General features: G+C 65.9%; 13 protein-coding genes. 8 read left to right on the top strand and 5 right to left on the bottom strand.

All coding sequences use genetic code 11. From position 1 onward, the window contains the following. Positions 1–218 precede the first annotated feature (218 nt). Entirely contained in the window at positions 219–1,469 is a 1,251-nt protein-coding gene (locus tag E4K64_RS15785) for a cyclopropane fatty acid synthase (RefSeq protein WP_167772030.1), read from the top strand. Positions 1,470–1,580: 111 nt separating this feature from the next. Here the strand turns inward: E4K64_RS15785 and E4K64_RS41625 are convergent, their stop codons facing one another. Continuing rightward, entirely contained in the window at positions 1,581–1,709 is a 129-nt protein-coding gene (locus E4K64_RS41625) for a hypothetical protein (protein WP_283812328.1), read from the bottom strand. Between the two features lie 676 nt (positions 1,710–2,385). Between E4K64_RS41625 and E4K64_RS15775 the strand changes: the two genes are divergently transcribed. Together E4K64_RS15775 and alr are read left to right on the top strand one after the other, a co-directional pair. Beyond that, a complete protein-coding gene (locus E4K64_RS15775) occupies positions 2,386–3,891 on the top strand; it encodes a replicative DNA helicase (RefSeq protein WP_135164346.1) in 1,506 nt (501 codons plus the stop codon). 45 nt (positions 3,892–3,936) lie between these two features. After that, positions 3,937–5,220 carry an alanine racemase gene (gene alr, locus E4K64_RS15770; protein WP_135164345.1) on the top strand — a complete coding sequence of 428 codons (1,284 nt, stop codon included), beginning with the start codon at positions 3,937–3,939 and terminating at the stop codon, positions 5,218–5,220. A gap of 135 nt (positions 5,221–5,355) precedes the next feature. Here the strand turns inward: alr and E4K64_RS15760 are convergent, their stop codons facing one another. After that, positions 5,356–5,571: a hypothetical protein gene (locus tag E4K64_RS15760; RefSeq protein ID WP_135164344.1), complete on the bottom strand. Its 216-nt coding sequence runs from the start codon at positions 5,569–5,571 to the stop codon at positions 5,356–5,358. A gap of 40 nt (positions 5,572–5,611) precedes the next feature. Between E4K64_RS15760 and E4K64_RS15755 the strand changes: the two genes are divergently transcribed. Then, complete coding sequence (locus E4K64_RS15755; RefSeq protein WP_135164343.1) at positions 5,612–6,382, top strand: exodeoxyribonuclease III; 771 nt, start codon at positions 5,612–5,614, stop codon at positions 6,380–6,382. Between the two features lie 3 nt (positions 6,383–6,385). Here E4K64_RS15755 and E4K64_RS15750 read toward each other — a convergent pair whose 3' ends face one another. Continuing rightward, positions 6,386–6,754, bottom strand: coding sequence for a GFA family protein (locus E4K64_RS15750; RefSeq protein ID WP_135164342.1), 369 nt, complete (start codon positions 6,752–6,754; stop codon positions 6,386–6,388). Positions 6,755–7,178: 424 nt separating this feature from the next. Between E4K64_RS15750 and E4K64_RS15740 the strand changes: the two genes are divergently transcribed. Then, a complete protein-coding gene (locus E4K64_RS15740) occupies positions 7,179–7,904 on the top strand; it encodes a sulfite exporter TauE/SafE family protein (protein ID WP_135164340.1) in 726 nt (241 codons plus the stop codon). A gap of 10 nt (positions 7,905–7,914) precedes the next feature. Here the strand turns inward: E4K64_RS15740 and E4K64_RS15735 are convergent, their stop codons facing one another. Both E4K64_RS15735 and E4K64_RS15730 read right to left on the bottom strand, forming a co-directional pair. After that, a complete protein-coding gene (locus E4K64_RS15735) occupies positions 7,915–9,981 on the bottom strand; it encodes a putative bifunctional diguanylate cyclase/phosphodiesterase (RefSeq protein WP_135164339.1) in 2,067 nt (688 codons plus the stop codon). Beyond that, positions 9,981–11,129, bottom strand: a complete 1,149-nt coding sequence (locus tag E4K64_RS15730) for an ABC transporter substrate-binding protein (RefSeq protein WP_135164338.1) — start codon at positions 11,127–11,129, stop codon at positions 9,981–9,983. Before E4K64_RS15730 ends, E4K64_RS15735 begins: the two co-directional genes overlap by 1 nt. A 188-nt stretch (positions 11,130–11,317) precedes the next feature. On the opposite strand from E4K64_RS15730, the gene radA reads away from it, so the two are divergent. The 3 genes from radA (at position 11,318) to purF (ending at position 15,111) form a co-directional block, all read left to right on the top strand. Beyond that, entirely contained in the window at positions 11,318–12,763 is a 1,446-nt protein-coding gene (radA, locus tag E4K64_RS15725) for a DNA repair protein RadA (protein WP_135164337.1), read from the top strand. Between the two features lie 167 nt (positions 12,764–12,930). Beyond that, positions 12,931–13,560: a CvpA family protein gene (locus E4K64_RS15720; RefSeq protein ID WP_135164336.1), complete on the top strand. Its 630-nt coding sequence runs from the start codon at positions 12,931–12,933 to the stop codon at positions 13,558–13,560. A gap of 27 nt (positions 13,561–13,587) precedes the next feature. After that, positions 13,588–15,111, top strand: coding sequence for an amidophosphoribosyltransferase (purF, locus tag E4K64_RS15715; protein ID WP_135164335.1), 1,524 nt, complete (start codon positions 13,588–13,590; stop codon positions 15,109–15,111). Positions 15,112–15,221: the final 110 nt, after the last annotated feature.

The following is a 15,221-nucleotide window of genomic DNA, read 5'->3' as shown; positions in this document are numbered from 1 at the left end:
TTTTATCCGATTGAGCCGCGAATGGAAGCAGCCTCGGCGCGCAAGGATGTGATTAAGCCCTTTTGGAATATCGGCTGTGAATACAGCGCAATAGCGCAGCCGGCCCGCCCTCCCTAGATTTGGATGCAAACGCATAGGAACCAGAGCGGGACCTGAGCGTCCGATATGAAGGCCGGGTTAGTCGCGTCTCTTGGGGTTCGCTCGAGAGGAAGGTGGCGATGGACCGATTGTTGCGTAGATTCCTGTCTCAATTCATCCGCCGCGGGTCGATGACGGTGACCGGCTCCAGTGGATCGAAATTCACCGTCGGCGACGGCACCGGCGAGCCGGTGGCGGTGCGCTTCGTCACTGCCGAGGCGGAGCGGAAGATCCTCATCAATCCCGAGCTCGGGCTTGGCGAGGCCTATATGGACGGCGAGTTCGTCGTCGAACGCGGCACCATAGCTGATGCGCTGGCGATCCTGCTCGATCAACCCGACCTATTGCCGCGCTGGGCAAGACCCTGGTGGCATCTACGCTACCTGACGCGGCACCTGAAGCAGTTCAATCCGCCCTCGCGCGCCCGCCGGAACGTCGCGCATCACTACGATCTCGACTCCCGGCTGTATTCGCTCTTCCTGGACGGCGACAAGCAATACAGCTGTGCCTACTTCGAGACGCCGGAGGCGACGCTCGACGACGCGCAGCTCGCCAAGAAGCGGCACATTGCCGCCAAGCTGCTCGTCAGGCCCGGCCAGCGTGTGCTCGACATCGGCTCCGGCTGGGGCGGGCTCGGGCTTTATCTCGCCGAGACCACCGGCGCCGATGTCACCGGCGTGACGCTGTCGACCGAGCAATTGCAGATCGCCAATGCGCGCGCGGCCGAAAAGGGCCTGTCCGGCTCGGCCAGATTTCTGCTCCAGGACTATCGCGACGCCGAAGGCCCGTTCGACCGCATCGTCTCGGTCGGCATGTTCGAGCATGTCGGCGCCGGCTTCTACGACACCTATTTCCAGCGCTGCGCCGAGCTGCTCAGCGAGAACGGCATCATGCTGCTGCATTCGATCGGCCGCTCGCAGGGCCCGGACTCGACCAACCCCTGGATCGCCAAGTACATCTTCCCCGGCGGCTACATCCCGGCCTTGTCGGAAGTGCTGCCGGCGATCGAGCGCGCCGGCCTCCTGGTCTGCGATATCGAGATCCTGCGTCTGCACTACGCGGAAACGCTGAAAGCCTGGCGGGAACGTTTCATGGCGCGGCGGGAGGAGGCTGTGCAGCTCTACGACGAGCGCTTCGCGCTGATGTGGGAATTCTATCTGGCGGCCTGCGAGATGACGTTCCGCAAGCAAGCCATGATGAATTTCCAGATCCAGCTCACGCGCCGCCAGGGCGTGGTGCCGATGACCCGCGACTACTTGCCGCGCGAAGAAGCCCGGCTGCGGGCGCGCGAAGGCGTGGCCGGGCCGAGGCTCAAATTGGCTGGCGAATAGATCCTAAAGCATGATCCGGAAAAGTGCGCAGCGGTTTTCCGAAAAGATCATGCTTAAACAACAACCTAAAGCGCGATGACGATTCATCCTAATCGCATCGCGTTTTAGTGGTTAGTGACGCAGGGTCGAAATTGGGGCGAACCGGGCCAGGGCCGTTAACGCCAGTTGCGCCCGCAGGTCCAGCAGGATTTCGGGGGCGACCGGCTGGCGACGCACGTCGGGCCGCTCAGCGTGGTCCATGGCCGCAATCAGCCCCGACAGCCAAAGCCGGCTGCCCGCCTCGCTCCGCCAAGTCTGGGACTGCCAAGTCCGGGACTGCCAAGTCTTGCGCTGCCGAGTCTTGGGCTGCCGTTCTGGCCGCATCGCTTGCCTCGTTCCCTGTTGACGGACCGCGGGAGACAATTCCCGTCCCGTCCGCCTGTTCCGGTCCTACCCCCGAAAGAATCCGGGGAGATGTGATCCACTTCACATAAGTCTGGTCGGGCCTGGCCTAGACCGTCGCCATGAGCAAAGAGACCCAAACCTCGCTTGACGTGCAGGACGACCTCCGCACCGATTACGCCCTGATCGCGACCGGCGTCGGGGCGGCTCTGGTTGCGCTGGTCTACCTCCTGCTGGTCTGAAGCTGAGCCGACAGCGCGTCGGCATGCGCCGTTCCGCGCACCTCTTGGTTACGTCTGCGCGCCAATCCATAAAGTTCATGGTTTCAGGATTTTTCCGTGGCGCGGTCGCGGCCGCTTCAGGCGGAGCCGGTTCCGCAAAAATCCGTCAAGCGCGGCGCGTGCTGCGGCTGCTAATCATCCACCACTTTCACTGAGCGGTTGATAGCGGCCAGCTTTCGCTTCCGCTTTGCACCGCGGCGGCGCTTTATCCCGGCCCCGCATCCGCCCAAGAAAATTGCTAAGCACGTCCGACCATGGCCCTGACTGATTCGAACGTTCTCAAACTCGCGCCCGATTCCGGAACTCCCGCGTATCGGAGCGCGCCGCATAATATCGAGGCGGAACAGAGCCTTCTGGGCGCGATCCTGGTCAACAACGATGCCTTCTACCGCGTCTCCGACTTCCTGGAGGCGAAGCATTTCTTCGAGCCGCTGCACCAGACCATCTTCGAGACAGCCGGCAGCCTGATCCGGATGGGCAAGATCGCGACGCCCGTCACGCTGAAGACGTTTCTGCCCGCCGACACCGATGTCGGCGGCATGACCATCGGGCAATATCTTGCGCGGCTTGCCGCCGAAGCGACCACCATCATCAACGCCCAGGATTACGGCCGCACCGTCTACGACCTGTCGCTCCGGCGCGACCTGATCGGCATCGGCGAAGACATGGTCAACGTCGCCTATGACGCGCCGGTCGACTTCCAGCCGCGGGCGCAGATCGAGGACGCCGAGCGCAAGCTTTACGAGCTCGCCGAATCCGGCCGCTATGACGGCGGCTTCCAGAAATTCTCGCAGGCGCTGACGGTCGCGGTCGATCTCGCGGCCAAGGCATTCCAGCGCGACGGCAAGCTGTCGGGCATCTCCACGGGCCTGCGCGACCTCGACACCAAGATGGGCGGCCTGCAGCACTCCGACCTCATCATCGTGGCGGGGCGTCCCGGCATGGGCAAGACGTCGCTGGCCACCAACATCGCCTACAACGTCGCCAAGGCCTATGTGCCGGAGCTTCAGGCCGACGGCACCATGAAGGCCGCCAACGGCGGCGTGATCGGCTTCTTCTCGTGCGAAATGTCGGCCGACCAGCTTGCCACGCGTATCGTGGCCGAGCGCACCGGCATCCCCTCTTCCCACATCCGCCGCGGCGGCATCACGGAAGCCGATTTCGAGAAGATCCGCCAGGTCTCGATCGAGTTGCAATCGCTGCCCTTCTACGTCGACGCCACCGGCGGCCTCTCGATCGCACAGCTGATGGCGCGCGCGCGCCGGCTGAAGCGCCAGAAGGGCCTCGACCTCCTCGTGATCGACTACATCCAGCTGCTCTCGGGTTCGGGCAAGCGAAGCGATAATCGCGTGCAGGAAATCACGGAGATCACGACCAGCCTGAAGGCGTTGGCCAAGGAGCTCAACGTCCCCGTTATCGCGCTGTCGCAGCTCTCGCGTCAGGTCGAATCGCGCGACGACAAGCGGCCGCAGCTGTCGGACCTGCGTGAATCCGGCTCGATCGAGCAGGACGCCGACGTCGTGCTGTTCGTGTTCCGCGAGGAATATTACCTCGCCATGAAGGAGCCCCGCCCCGGCACCGAGGAACACGCCAAATGGCAGGCGGACATGGAGCGCACGGTCGGCCGCGCTGAAGTCATCATCGGCAAGCAGCGTCACGGTCCGACCGGCACGGTCGAGCTGCACTTCGACGCCTCGGTCACCCGCTTCGGCGACCTCGCGCATGACGGTCAATTGCCGGACCGCAGCAGCGACTACTAGGTTCCTTGGGTTGAACCGCGCGGGTCTCTTGCGTAAAACGGCGCCATGACAATGGCGTCCGACCCGAAAACCCATCCGCAATCCGGCCTTCTCTCTGCCGAGGCCAACCAGGCTGCCGCGCTCGCCGCCTATGGCGGCGTCTTGACCGTCGATCTCGACGCCGTCATTGCCAACTGGCGCAAGCTCGAGAAGACGGCGGTGCCGGCCGAGTGCTCGGCGGTGATCAAGGCCGACGCCTATGGCTGCGGCGCCGAGCAGGTCGCGCGTGCGCTGAACAAGGCCGGCTGCAAGACCTTCTTCGTCGCCACCATCGAGGAAGCGCGCAAGGTGCGCGCGGCCGTTCCCGAGCCCACCATCTACGTGCTCGGCGGCTATTTCCAGAACACCGGCGAGCACTACGCCAGGATCAATTGCCGCCCGGTGATCGGCGATCTCAACGAGCTCGCCGAATGGGACGTGTTCTGCCGCCGCACCGGCTGGAACGGAGGGGCTGCAATCCACATCGACACCGGCATGAACCGCCTCGGCCTGACGCTGTCCGAAGCGCAGGCCATCATCCCCCGCATCAACGCCGGCGATCACGGCATCACGCTGGTGATGAGCCATCTGGTCTCGGCCGAGCAGCTCAACAGCCCGGTGAACGCCCGGCAGCTCGCCGCCTTCCGCAGCATCGCCAGCGAATTCGCCGGCGTGCCGGCCGCGCTCGCCAATTCCTCCGGCATCTTCCTGGGCGCGCCCTTCCAGTTCGACCTGGTGCGGCCGGGGGCTGCGCTCTACGGCGTCAACCCGACCCCGGAGGCCGACAATCCGATGCAGCAGGTGGTCGACCTCAAGGCGCGCATCGTGCAGACCCGCACCATCGAGCGCGGCGAGAGCGTCGGCTATGGCGGCACCTGGACCGCCCGGCGGCCGACCAAGCTCGCGATCATCGCAGTCGGCTATGCCGACGGCTATTTCCGAGCCGCCAGCTCCAATGACGGCACCCGCGGCGCCGAGGTCATCGTCGCCGGCAAGCGCTGCCCGGTCGCGGGACGCATCTCCATGGACCTCATCGCGATCGACATCACCGATCTGCCGCCGAACGCGGCGCGGCGGGGCCATATGGTGACGCTGCTCGGCGATGGCATCACCGTCGACGAGCTCGCGCATCATTTCGGCACCATCGGCTATGAGGCGCTGACCAGCCTCGGCCACCGCTATGCCCGCATCTACAAGGGCGGCAATGTCGAGGAGCCGCTGGCCAAGCCGGAGCCCGCGTCGAACGCCGGGCAGCCGCCTACCCCGCCGCCGATCGAGCAGCCCGCGGCTCCGCCGCCGCTGCCGGGCTAGGCGACGCTTTCGTGCCCCGGACGCAGTGCAGCGCTCCTTCAGCGATGCGCTGCAGAGCCGGGGCCCATCTCTCCACAGTGTACCGTATCGCCTTCAGGGTCCAGGCTCGCGCTCCGCGCGTCCGGGACACGAGGATTATTTCTTCTTTCTGCTGTCCAGCGCCTCTTTGCAGGTCGCGCTGAGCTGATCGCGCTTGGCGTTGAGACAGGCGACGATGCCGCTGCCCGGCGCGATGCCGGCGCAGAATTTGTCGTAGTCCGCCTTGCACGCGCCGCGCGTTTCGGCTGACTGTGCCGCGGCCCCGGAGAACGCGACGACGAAGGCGATGGCGGCAAAGCTCAACTTGGACATTGTGTCTCCGGGTACGGAAGGCAGGAGCCGGTAGCTCTACATGAAGATCGCGACATTCAACATCAACAACGTCAACCGCCGCCTGCCCAACCTGTTGGCATGGCTGCGCGCGGCAAAGCCCGATGTCGTCGCGCTTCAGGAATTGAAGGCAAGTGATGGCGAATTTCCGGCGGCCGCGATCGAAAAAGCCGGTTACGGCGCGGTGTGGCGCGGACAAAAGACCTGGAACGGGGTCGCCATCCTCGCCCGCAAGGCCGCGCCCATCCTGACCCGCGACCGCCTGCCCGGAAGACCAGGCGATGACGAAGCCCGCTACATCGAGGCCGCCGTGCGCGGCATCATCGTCACCAGCATCTATCTGCCCAACGGCAATCCGCAGCCGGGACCGAAATTCGACTATAAGCTCGACTGGTTCGCGCGCCTCAAGCGTCACGCCAACACATTCATCAAGCAGGATCTGCCCGTCGTGCTCGCCGGCGACTACAACGTCGCGCCAACCGAGATCGACATCTATCCGACGCGCTCATGGGACAAGGATGCGCTGGTCCAGCCCAAGAGCCGCGCGGCCTATGCCTCGCTGGTGTCGCAGGGCTGGTGCGATGCGATCCGCGAATTACATCCGGACCGACGCATCTACACGTTCTGGGACTACAAGCGGAACCGCTGGCCGCGCGATGCGGGCCTGCGGCTCGATCATCTCCTGCTCAGCCCTACCCTCGCCCCGCGGTTGGCGAAGGCTGGTGTCGACAAGAATATCCGCGGCGAGGAAGGTGCCAGCGACCACGCGCCGGCATGGGTGGTGCTGCGGTGACATTCACCACAGCTTCTTGCCGTCGATCACGTTCACCGGCACGGCCTCCAGATCGAAATCGTCGAACAGGCGCGCATTCACGGCGACCTTGGGATTGTCGAAATCGGGCTTGCCGCTCGACCAGTCCGGCGACTCCGAATAGGTGCCGCAGCCGCAATTCGCGCAGAAATGGTGTTTGACCGTGCGGCTGCCCCAGAGATAGGTCGCGACATTGTCCGGCGGTGACAGCAGGCGAAATTGCGCCGGGGTGTAATAGGCCCACAACGCGCCGCGCTTGGCGCAGAGCGAACACGTGCAGCGCGTGACGTTCGCGGGCGCCTCCGTCACCTCGAACACCGTCTCACCGCAATGACAGCTTGCCTCGATCGGCATGACCCGCTCCCGTTTGTCAGGAGGTGGTCGTAGCCGGCTCCTGCTGCCAACATGCTGTCAGCAGCGAGACGCCTGAACAAGAAAGACGAAAACAACCCCATGCACAGTAGCCGGCCCCAGTTGATTCAATAACTTATGCCCGCCCGAGTCGGACCATCGCCCGGCGGGAGCGCTTGTTCGTCCGCCGGCCCGCCCCGCCATAGGCATTCGCCTGCGACCAATTCCGGCATCGGCAGCCGGTTGTGCCGGGGAACCACGCTGCTCGACGGATCCGCCAGGAGACCGGGATCAAGCGCCACCGCTCGGACGCGACGATGCTTCTGGTCTACAACGCTCATTACGACGTCGTGAACTTCGCCTTGCCGCCCGTCGCCGACGGAAGCCGCCGGCTGGGGCTGATCGACACCAATCGGAGCGCTCTCCCTTGGCCTTTCTCTTCGTCCTCACCGTCGGGCTCGTCGCTGGCACCATCTCAGGCATCGTCGGCACCGGCTCGTCGATCATGCTGATGCCGGTGCTGGTCTATGCCTATGGGCCGAAGGAGGCGGTGCCGATCATGGCGGTGGCGTCCGTGATGGCAAACTTCTCGCGCATCCTGGCCTGGTGGCGCGAGGTCGATTGGCGGGCTTGCGCGGCCTATTCGGTCACGGGCGTTCCGGCCGCCGTGCTCGGCGCGCGAACCTTGCTGGCGCTGCCCGCGCATGCCGTGGACCTTGCCATCGGCGTCTTCCTGATCGCGATGGTGCCGGTCCGGCACTTCCTGGCGCGGCACGATTTGAAGGCCAATCTCTGGCATCTGGCGATCGGCGGCGCGGTCATCGGCTATCTCACCGGCATCGTGGTCTCGACCGGCCCGCTCAGCGTGCCGCTGTTCCTGTTCTACGGCCTGTCCAAAGGCGCCTTCCTCGCCACCGAAGCCGCCTCCTCGCTCGGTCTCTATTTCGCGAAGTCGGTGACCTTCGAACGTTTCGGCGCGCTGACCGGCGAGGTCTTCATGAAGGGCCTGATCGCGGGCGCCTCGCTGATGTCCGGCGCCTTCATCGCCAAGCGCTTCGTGCTGCACCTGAAGCCGGACATGTTCCGCCTGCTGATGGATGCGATCATGATCGCGGCCGGGCTCTCCATGCTGTGGAACGCGACGCAGACGTAGCGACCCGCGCTCAGGCGAATTCGGGCGCGATCGACGGGCTGTCGGCGAGGACGCGGCTCTCGGCCGCCGGCTGCGTCTTTAGCCATCGCAGCACGGCGTCGAGCGGTTGCGGCCGCTGATAGAGATAGCCCTGCCCGAACCTCACCCCCATCTCGCGCATGGCCTCAGCCTGTTCGGCGCGCTCGATGCCCTCGGCGACCAGCGTGAGTCCCAGGGTGCCGGCGAGCGATGCGATCACGCCGACGATGGCCTTGTCTTCGGCGCTATCGGGAATCTCGCTGATGAAGGCCTTGTCGATCTTGACCTTGTCGAGTGGGAAGCGCCTGAGATGCGCAAGCGAGCTGTAGCCGGTGCCGAAATCGTCGAGCGCGATCGTGGCACCCAAGCGGCGCAGCCGATGCAGCGTCTCGGCGGCGCTGGCGATGTTGTTGATCAGCGAGCCCTCGGTGATCTCGAGCTCCAGCAGCGAGGCGGCAACATCGAAGCGTGCGCAGGTCGCGCGCAGCGCGGCGGCGAGCGAATGGTCGGCTAGCTCTGACGGCGGCAGATTGATCGCGATCCGGATCTGCGGCCGGCCGGCGGCGGCCAGGCGTTGCAACGCCCAGCAGGCGTCGGTCAACACGTAGCGGGTCAGCCGCCCATTATTGCCGCTGCGCTCGATCAGCGGCAGGAATTCGGCCGGACCGATCACGCCATGGTCGGGATGACGCCAGCGGATCAGGGCTTCCAGGCCGACGACCTCGTGGCTTTCGAGGTCGACCTGGCTCTGGTACCAGACCTCGAACTGCCCCTCGTCAAAGCCGGCGGGAATGGCGAGCTCGAGATCCCTGCGGCGGCGGTAGTCGCGCTGAAGCGCTTCATCCAGCACGGCGACCGTGCCCGGCGCCTTGCTCTTGGCATGATAGAGCGCGATGTCGGCCAGCGTCGGCAGATGCGACAGCTCCGGATCGTCGGCGCGGCGCACGGCAAGGCCGATGCTGGCGCGCGGCACCACCTGCTTGTCGTGGAGCCGGATCGGCTCGGAAATGGCGGCCAGCACCTGCTGTGCGAAGGCGTGCGCCGATGCCTCGTTGCTCACCTCGGGGCGGATGACGACGAATTCGTCGCCGCCGAGGCGGGCAACCCAATCCTCCGCTTCGACCGCGCTCCGAAGACGCTGGGAAATCTGAACCAGGAGCTCGTCACCGGCCTCGTGGCCGAAGGTGTCGTTGATGCCCTTGAAGTCGTCGAGATCGATGAAGCAGAACGCGACCAGCGCGTCCGCTCTGCCGCAATGGCGGCTCGCGACAGCCAGGCGCTCGGTCAGGGAGCGCCGGTTGGGCAGCCCGGTGAGCGGATCGTGCGCAGCCATGTGTCCAAGCCGGTCGAGCGCGCCTGACGTGGTATGCTGCATGGCGTTGAAGGCGCGCGCGAGCTGGCCGAATTCGTTCGAGCATGTCACGTCCGCCGGATAGGCCCGGCCATCCTGCTTGCTGCGCTGGATCGCCGACATCATGGCGGCCAGCGGCCTGCCGATGAAGATGTTGGCGGAGATCCGCATGGCGATCAGCGTCGCAAAGGTCGCGAGCAAGCCGACGACCAGCAGCAGCACCAAGCGGCTGCCTGCGTCCGCGTAGAGCGCCGCGTTGGAATAGGCGATCGCGATGCGACCGGCCTCAACGGCCATGTTGCCGTTGCTGTAGTGGATCGGACGCGAGACCTCCGCGACCGCCCGGCCTTCGGGGCGCGCCGCCACGCGGGCAATCGCCGCGCCCGTATCGTCATAGACGGCCGCCGCCGCGATGGTCTCGTCGTGCATGATCTCGTTGAGCACGCCAGTGACCTGATCGTAGCGCATCTTCCAGAGCGGCTCGGCGATCAGCTCGGCCCGGCTCTCGGCGACGCGGGCCATGCGGGCGTCGAGCTGCCTGATCTGCGACCAGAAGCTCGAAGCCTCGACGCCGGCGGAAGCGAGCAATTGCACCAGCAGCAGAACGGGCACAGTGGCCCAGATCATGGCGCGAACGACCGACCGCAAGCGCGGCGGCGCGGCCTGGTCGTTGTGGTCGGGACCGGTCATCGCCTCATCGTTGCGCATCAGTCGGCGGCGCCTTCGGGAAGCGGCAGGGACGAAATCAGCGCATCGAGGGAGAAGTCGTAATGACCGCAGCGTCCCGCCTTCGCCCGGAACCGCGCGAAGTCGATCCGGTCGAACGCACGCGTCTTGATGAGGTCACCGACCGAGCCGAGATTCTGCCGGGTGATCGCGGAGGTCTTGACCTCGACCCGGGGCGAGACCGCCGCGAAATCGCAGCCATCGGCATAATCGCGCAGCAGGACGATCGACCAGCCACCGAGCAGGAAATGCCCGCCGTCGGTCAGCAGCAGGCGGCCTGCCCTGATCTCGCGCAGCGCATCCTCCGACCAGTTGAGGCCGACCAGCTGGATGTCGCGGCCGGGCACGAGGCCGGCGGCGACCACCGCGCGCAGCGCGCCGAGCGCCATCGGATCGTTTCCGGCCCAGATGCCGGCGGGGCGGATCTCCTTGCGCGACGCCCAGCCCAGATAGTTCGTGGTGACGCGCTCGGCCTCCGACTGCGTCCAGTTGGCGAACAGCAGCCGGTCCACCACGACGTCAGGGGCGGCATCCACCGCCAGCTTGAGACCGGCGTTGCGCGCGATCGAGGCGGGCGTGATCTCGTCGCCGCCGATGCCGAGAATATGGATCCTGCCGTCCGGGCTCTGCCATTTCTCGGCACGCGCTGCCGCGATCAGGGCGTTGGCCATCCGCGCGCCCGCGGTCTGAAGATCGGTCGTGATGTCGCCGAGCCAGGTCTTGAGCTTCTGCCGCGGCGGTCCAAGGCGCGCCGCATCCTCGCCGATCAGCGTGTTCGAGAGCAGCAGCGTCTTGACGCCCGCAGCCTCGGCCGCCTCCATGATCGGAACGGCGGCGGATTCCTCGTTCGACAGGATGAGGAAATCGGGCTTGTCCTGACGTGCCAGCACGCCGAGGCCGAGCTCCTGCATGGTGCGATAATTGCGTTCGCTGGTCAGCACCTCGACCTGCGCGTCGAGCTTACGACCGGCGGCCTGCATGCTCTGCGCCACCATGTCCCAGAAGACCTCGCCGGTCTTGCCGGGATTGACGAAGACGATCTCGAGGGGTTTGGCAAAGCTGGGGCCGGCGGACGCGAAAACGCCGCAGGCCATGCCCACAGCGAGCAATATTCGCAGGAATCTCATCATGTCTCGTCGCCGCCCCCCGATGGTTCCGAGCGTGGACCCGCGTCCGCTAACACTTCGCAAAATCCACCCGGCCACGGCGGTACAGGGCTAATGAAAGGTATATCTGGCGTACGAGCTCTCATCGAAGCGCGGCGATTGCCCCGCCATTCCGTGCTATCAGCAAGCCGAAACCTCGACTCACCCGTCCCATGGCCAAGAACACGCTCTCCTTCGTCTGCCAGAACTGCGGCGCGGCCTATAACCGCTGGCAGGGCAAGTGCGAGTCCTGCGGCGAATGGAATACGCTCGCCGAGGAGGACACCAGCGGCAGCGTGCCGGTCTCGATCCGCTCCAGGCGCAAGGGCCGGACGTTCGCGCTGGAGAGCCTTTCCGGCAAGAGCCCGGACGCGCCGCGCCTGTCCTCAGGGATGACCGAGCTCGACCGCGTCACCGGCGGCGGCTTCGTCCGCGGCTCGGTGCTGCTGGTCGGCGGCGATCCCGGCATCGGCAAATCGACGCTGCTGACGCAGGCGACCAGCCTGCTGGCACGCGCCGGCCATCGCGTCGTCTACATCTCCGGCGAAGAGGCGGTCGCGCAGGTGCGCCTGCGCGCCGAACGGCTCGGGCTGTCGGACGCTCCGGTGCAGCTCGCCGCCGAGACCTCGGTCGAGGACATCGTCTCGACGCTGTCGGAGGGCGCGGTGCCCCGGCTGATCGTGATCGACTCGATCCAGACCATGTGGACCGACACGGTGGAATCGGCGCCCGGCACCGTGACCCAGGTGCGGGCCTCGGCGCAGGCGCTGATCCGTTTTGCCAAGAAAACGGGCGCCGCCATCATCCTGGTCGGCCATGTCACCAAGGACGGCCAGATCGCCGGTCCCCGCGTGGTCGAGCACATGGTCGATGCCGTAATGTCATTCGAGGGCGAAGGCTCGCAGCAATTCCGCATCCTGCGCGCCGTGAAGAACCGCTTCGGCCCGACCGACGAGATCGGGGTGTTCGAGATGACGGGCCTCGGCCTGCGCGAGGTCACCAACCCCTCGGAGCTGTTCCTGTCCGAGCGCGATCTCGGCACGCCCGGCACCGCAGTCTTCGCGGGTATTGAGGGCACGCGGCCCGTTCTGGTCGAATTACAAGCGCTGGTGGCGCCGACCTCGCTCGGCACGCCGCGGCGCGCGGTGGTCGGCTGGGATCCGAGCCGGCTCTCGATGGTGCTGGCGGTGCTGGAGGCGCATTGCGGGGTCAAGCTGTCTGGCCACGACGTCTATCTGAACGTCGCCGGCGGCCTGCGCATCCACGAGCCCGCGGCCGACCTCGCCGCCGCCGCGGCGCTGGTGTCGTCCCTGGTTAATGCGCAATTGCCCGCCGATGCCGTTTATTTCGGCGAGATCTCGCTGTCCGGCGTGGTGCGTCCCGTGGCGCAGACCCCGGCCCGGCTGAAGGAGGCGGCAAAACTCGGCTTCCAGCGCGCCGTGCTGCCCGAATCGGCACGCGGCGAGAGCGGCGGCGATGCCGGATTGTCGCTGAACGCGGTCAACAGCCTGACGACATTGGTGGCCGAGATCGCCGCCCGCGGCTCTCGCCGGGGCGAATCGAACGCGCCGGCCGAGAAAAATGCCACACCGGCAAGATTCCGCCGTGGAGAGGGTTAGGTGGAGGTGACGCCGGAGGCGCCCGCCGCTATACAGCCGTCACAAAAGCAGCATGGGATTGCGTGGTTGCGGCCTTGCCGGGAACGCCGTCTGCCCCTCTTTTAAGGCAGCGGCCAAACACCGATTCGCTAGAGCACCTTTGAAGTACGAGCGGACCAGACCAGCCGATGCCAGTTACCATCCTCGACCTGATCCTGCTCGGTGTGATGCTGATCTCGGGCCTGCTCGCCATGGTCCGCGGCTTCATGCGCGAAATCCTGTCGATCGCGGCCTGGGGCGCGGCGGCGATCGTGACGCTCTACTCGTTCTCGAAGCTGCTGCCGACCGCCAAGACCTATTTCAACAACGACACGGTGGCGAGCGTCGTCGTGGTCGCGGGCGTATTCGTCGGCACCCTGGTCGTGGTCTCCGTGATCACGGTCCGGATCTCCGACATGATCCTGGATTCGCGCATCGGCGCGCTGGACCGCACCCTCGGCTTCCTGTTCGGCCTGGCTCGCGGACTTTTGATCGTCGTGGTCGCGTTCCTGTTCTTCACCTGGCTGGTGCCGGACAAGCAGCGCCCGGACTGGGTCACTGGGGCGAAATCCCGCGTGGTGCTGCAGGGAACCGGGGATTGGCTGATGGCCCTCTTGCCCGACGACCCCGAGAACACCATCTTGAAGAGATTCAAGAAAAACAAACCAGATGATGATCAAGCTGATGCCGAGCAGCCGCCTTCGGGCAGTGGCGACGGATACAGTAAACCTGCTCGTGACAGTTTGAAGAAACTGATCGAGAAACCTGCGGCGCGTTGATTGCCCTTAAAGAGAGGCGCGGACGAGATGCGACACCCTGACCAGGACGCCCAATTCGATCTCGATCCACACGCCGGCCCCGGTCCGGCCGCGCTAGAGGTTCAGGACGATCTGGAGGGAGATACGCTGCGCGAGGAATGCGGCGTCTTCGGCATCTACGGCCACCCCGACGCCGCCGCCATCACCGCGCTCGGCCTGCATGCGCTTCAACACCGCGGTCAGGAGGCCGCCGGCATCGTCTCCTACGACGGCAGCCGGTTTCACAGTGAACGCCGGCTCGGCCTCGTCGGCGACACCTTCTCCCGCCGCGAGGTGATCGACCGCCTACCCGGCAACATGGCGGTCGGCCATGTCCGCTATTCCACCACCGGCGCCACCATCCTGCGCAACGTGCAGCCGCTGTTCGCCGAGCTCAATGCCGGCGGCCTTGCGGTCGCCCACAACGGCAACCTCACCAACGGCCTGACGCTGCGCCGAGAGCTCGTCCGAAGCGGCGCCATGATGCAGTCGACCACCGACACCGAGGTGATCCTGCACCTGGTCGCGCGCTCCAGGCGCAGCCGCTTCATCGAGCGCTATATCGACGCGCTACGCGAGATCGAGGGCGCCTATGCGCTGGTCTCGCTCACCAACAAGAAGCTGGTCGGCGCGCGCGATCCGCGCGGCATCCGCCCGCTGGTGCTCGGCGAGCTCGACGGCTGCCCGATCCTGACCTCGGAGACCTGCGCACTCGACATCATCGGCGCGCGCTTCATTCGCGACATCGAGCCGGGTGAGGTCATCGTGTTCGACGAGAACGGCCAGGACATCCACAAGCCGTTCCCGCCGATGGCGCCGCGTCCCTGCATCTTCGAATACATCTACTTCTCCCGTCCGGATTCGATCGTGCACGGCCGCTCGGTCTACGAGGTCCGCAAGGCCTTCGGTGCCCAGCTCGCGCGCGAGAGCCACGTGCCGATCGACGTCGTCGTGCCGGTGCCGGATTCCGGCGTGCCCGCCGCGGTCGGCTACAGCCAGCATTCCGGCGTGCCGTTCGAGCTCGGCATCATCCGCAACCATTATGTCGGCCGCACCTTCATCCAGCCGACCCAGGCGATCCGCGAATCCGGCGTGCGCATGAAGCATTCGGCCAACCGCGCCGCGATCGAGGGCAAGCGCATCATCCTGATCGACGACTCGCTGGTGCGCGGTACCACCTCGAAGAAGATCGTGCGCATGATGCGCGATGCCGGCGCCAAGGAAGTGCACTTCCGCCTCGCCTCGCCCCCGATCCTGTATCCCGATTATTACGGCATCGACCTGCCCGACCGCGGCGGTCTTCTGGCGGCGACGCATTCGCTGGAGGAGATGCGCGAGATCATCGGCGCCGACTCGCTCGCCTTCCTTTCGATCGACGGCATGTACCGCGCCATGGGCGAGCCCGGCCGCGACCCCGCCAATCCGAAATTCTCGGATCATTGTTTTACCGGCGCCTATCCGACCCACCTCACCGACCAGACCCAGACCGAGCAGCAGCCGCGGCAGCTGTCGCTGCTGGCCGAGGCGAGCTGACGAAGGGGCGTCCCCGGGAGCTCGTCAGAGGCTGCCTTTTTCGTCATGGCCGGGCTTGTCCCGGCCATCCACGTCTGTAATACCCGCCGCAAAGAACGTGGATGGCCGGG

It is taken from the genome of Bradyrhizobium frederickii, from assembly GCF_004570865.1.
Classification (GTDB): Bacteria; Pseudomonadota; Alphaproteobacteria; order Rhizobiales; family Xanthobacteraceae; genus Bradyrhizobium; species Bradyrhizobium frederickii.
The sequence above is the reverse complement of the archived record's forward strand: the minus strand, read 5'-3'. Positions and strand labels throughout refer to the sequence as shown.

Coding starts and splice junctions, on each gene's coding strand:
- E4K64_RS15785 (WP_167772030.1), top strand. CDS start 219: ATGGACCGATTGTTGCGTAGATTCCTGTCTCAATTCATCCGCCGCGGG.
- E4K64_RS41625 (WP_283812328.1), bottom strand. CDS start 1,709: ATGGACCACGCTGAGCGGCCCGACGTGCGTCGCCAGCCGGTCGCCCCC.
- E4K64_RS15775 (WP_135164346.1), top strand. CDS start 2,386: ATGGCCCTGACTGATTCGAACGTTCTCAAACTCGCGCCCGATTCCGGA.
- alr (WP_135164345.1), top strand. CDS start 3,937: ATGACAATGGCGTCCGACCCGAAAACCCATCCGCAATCCGGCCTTCTC.
- E4K64_RS15760 (WP_135164344.1), bottom strand. CDS start 5,571: ATGTCCAAGTTGAGCTTTGCCGCCATCGCCTTCGTCGTCGCGTTCTCC.
- E4K64_RS15755 (WP_135164343.1), top strand. CDS start 5,612: ATGAAGATCGCGACATTCAACATCAACAACGTCAACCGCCGCCTGCCC.
- E4K64_RS15750 (WP_135164342.1), bottom strand. CDS start 6,754: ATGCCGATCGAGGCAAGCTGTCATTGCGGTGAGACGGTGTTCGAGGTG.
- E4K64_RS15735 (WP_135164339.1), bottom strand. CDS start 9,981: ATGCGCAACGATGAGGCGATGACCGGTCCCGACCACAACGACCAGGCC.
- E4K64_RS15730 (WP_135164338.1), bottom strand. CDS start 11,129: ATGATGAGATTCCTGCGAATATTGCTCGCTGTGGGCATGGCCTGCGGC.
- radA (WP_135164337.1), top strand. CDS start 11,318: ATGGCCAAGAACACGCTCTCCTTCGTCTGCCAGAACTGCGGCGCGGCC.
- E4K64_RS15720 (WP_135164336.1), top strand. CDS start 12,931: ATGCCAGTTACCATCCTCGACCTGATCCTGCTCGGTGTGATGCTGATC.
- purF (WP_135164335.1), top strand. CDS start 13,588: ATGCGACACCCTGACCAGGACGCCCAATTCGATCTCGATCCACACGCC.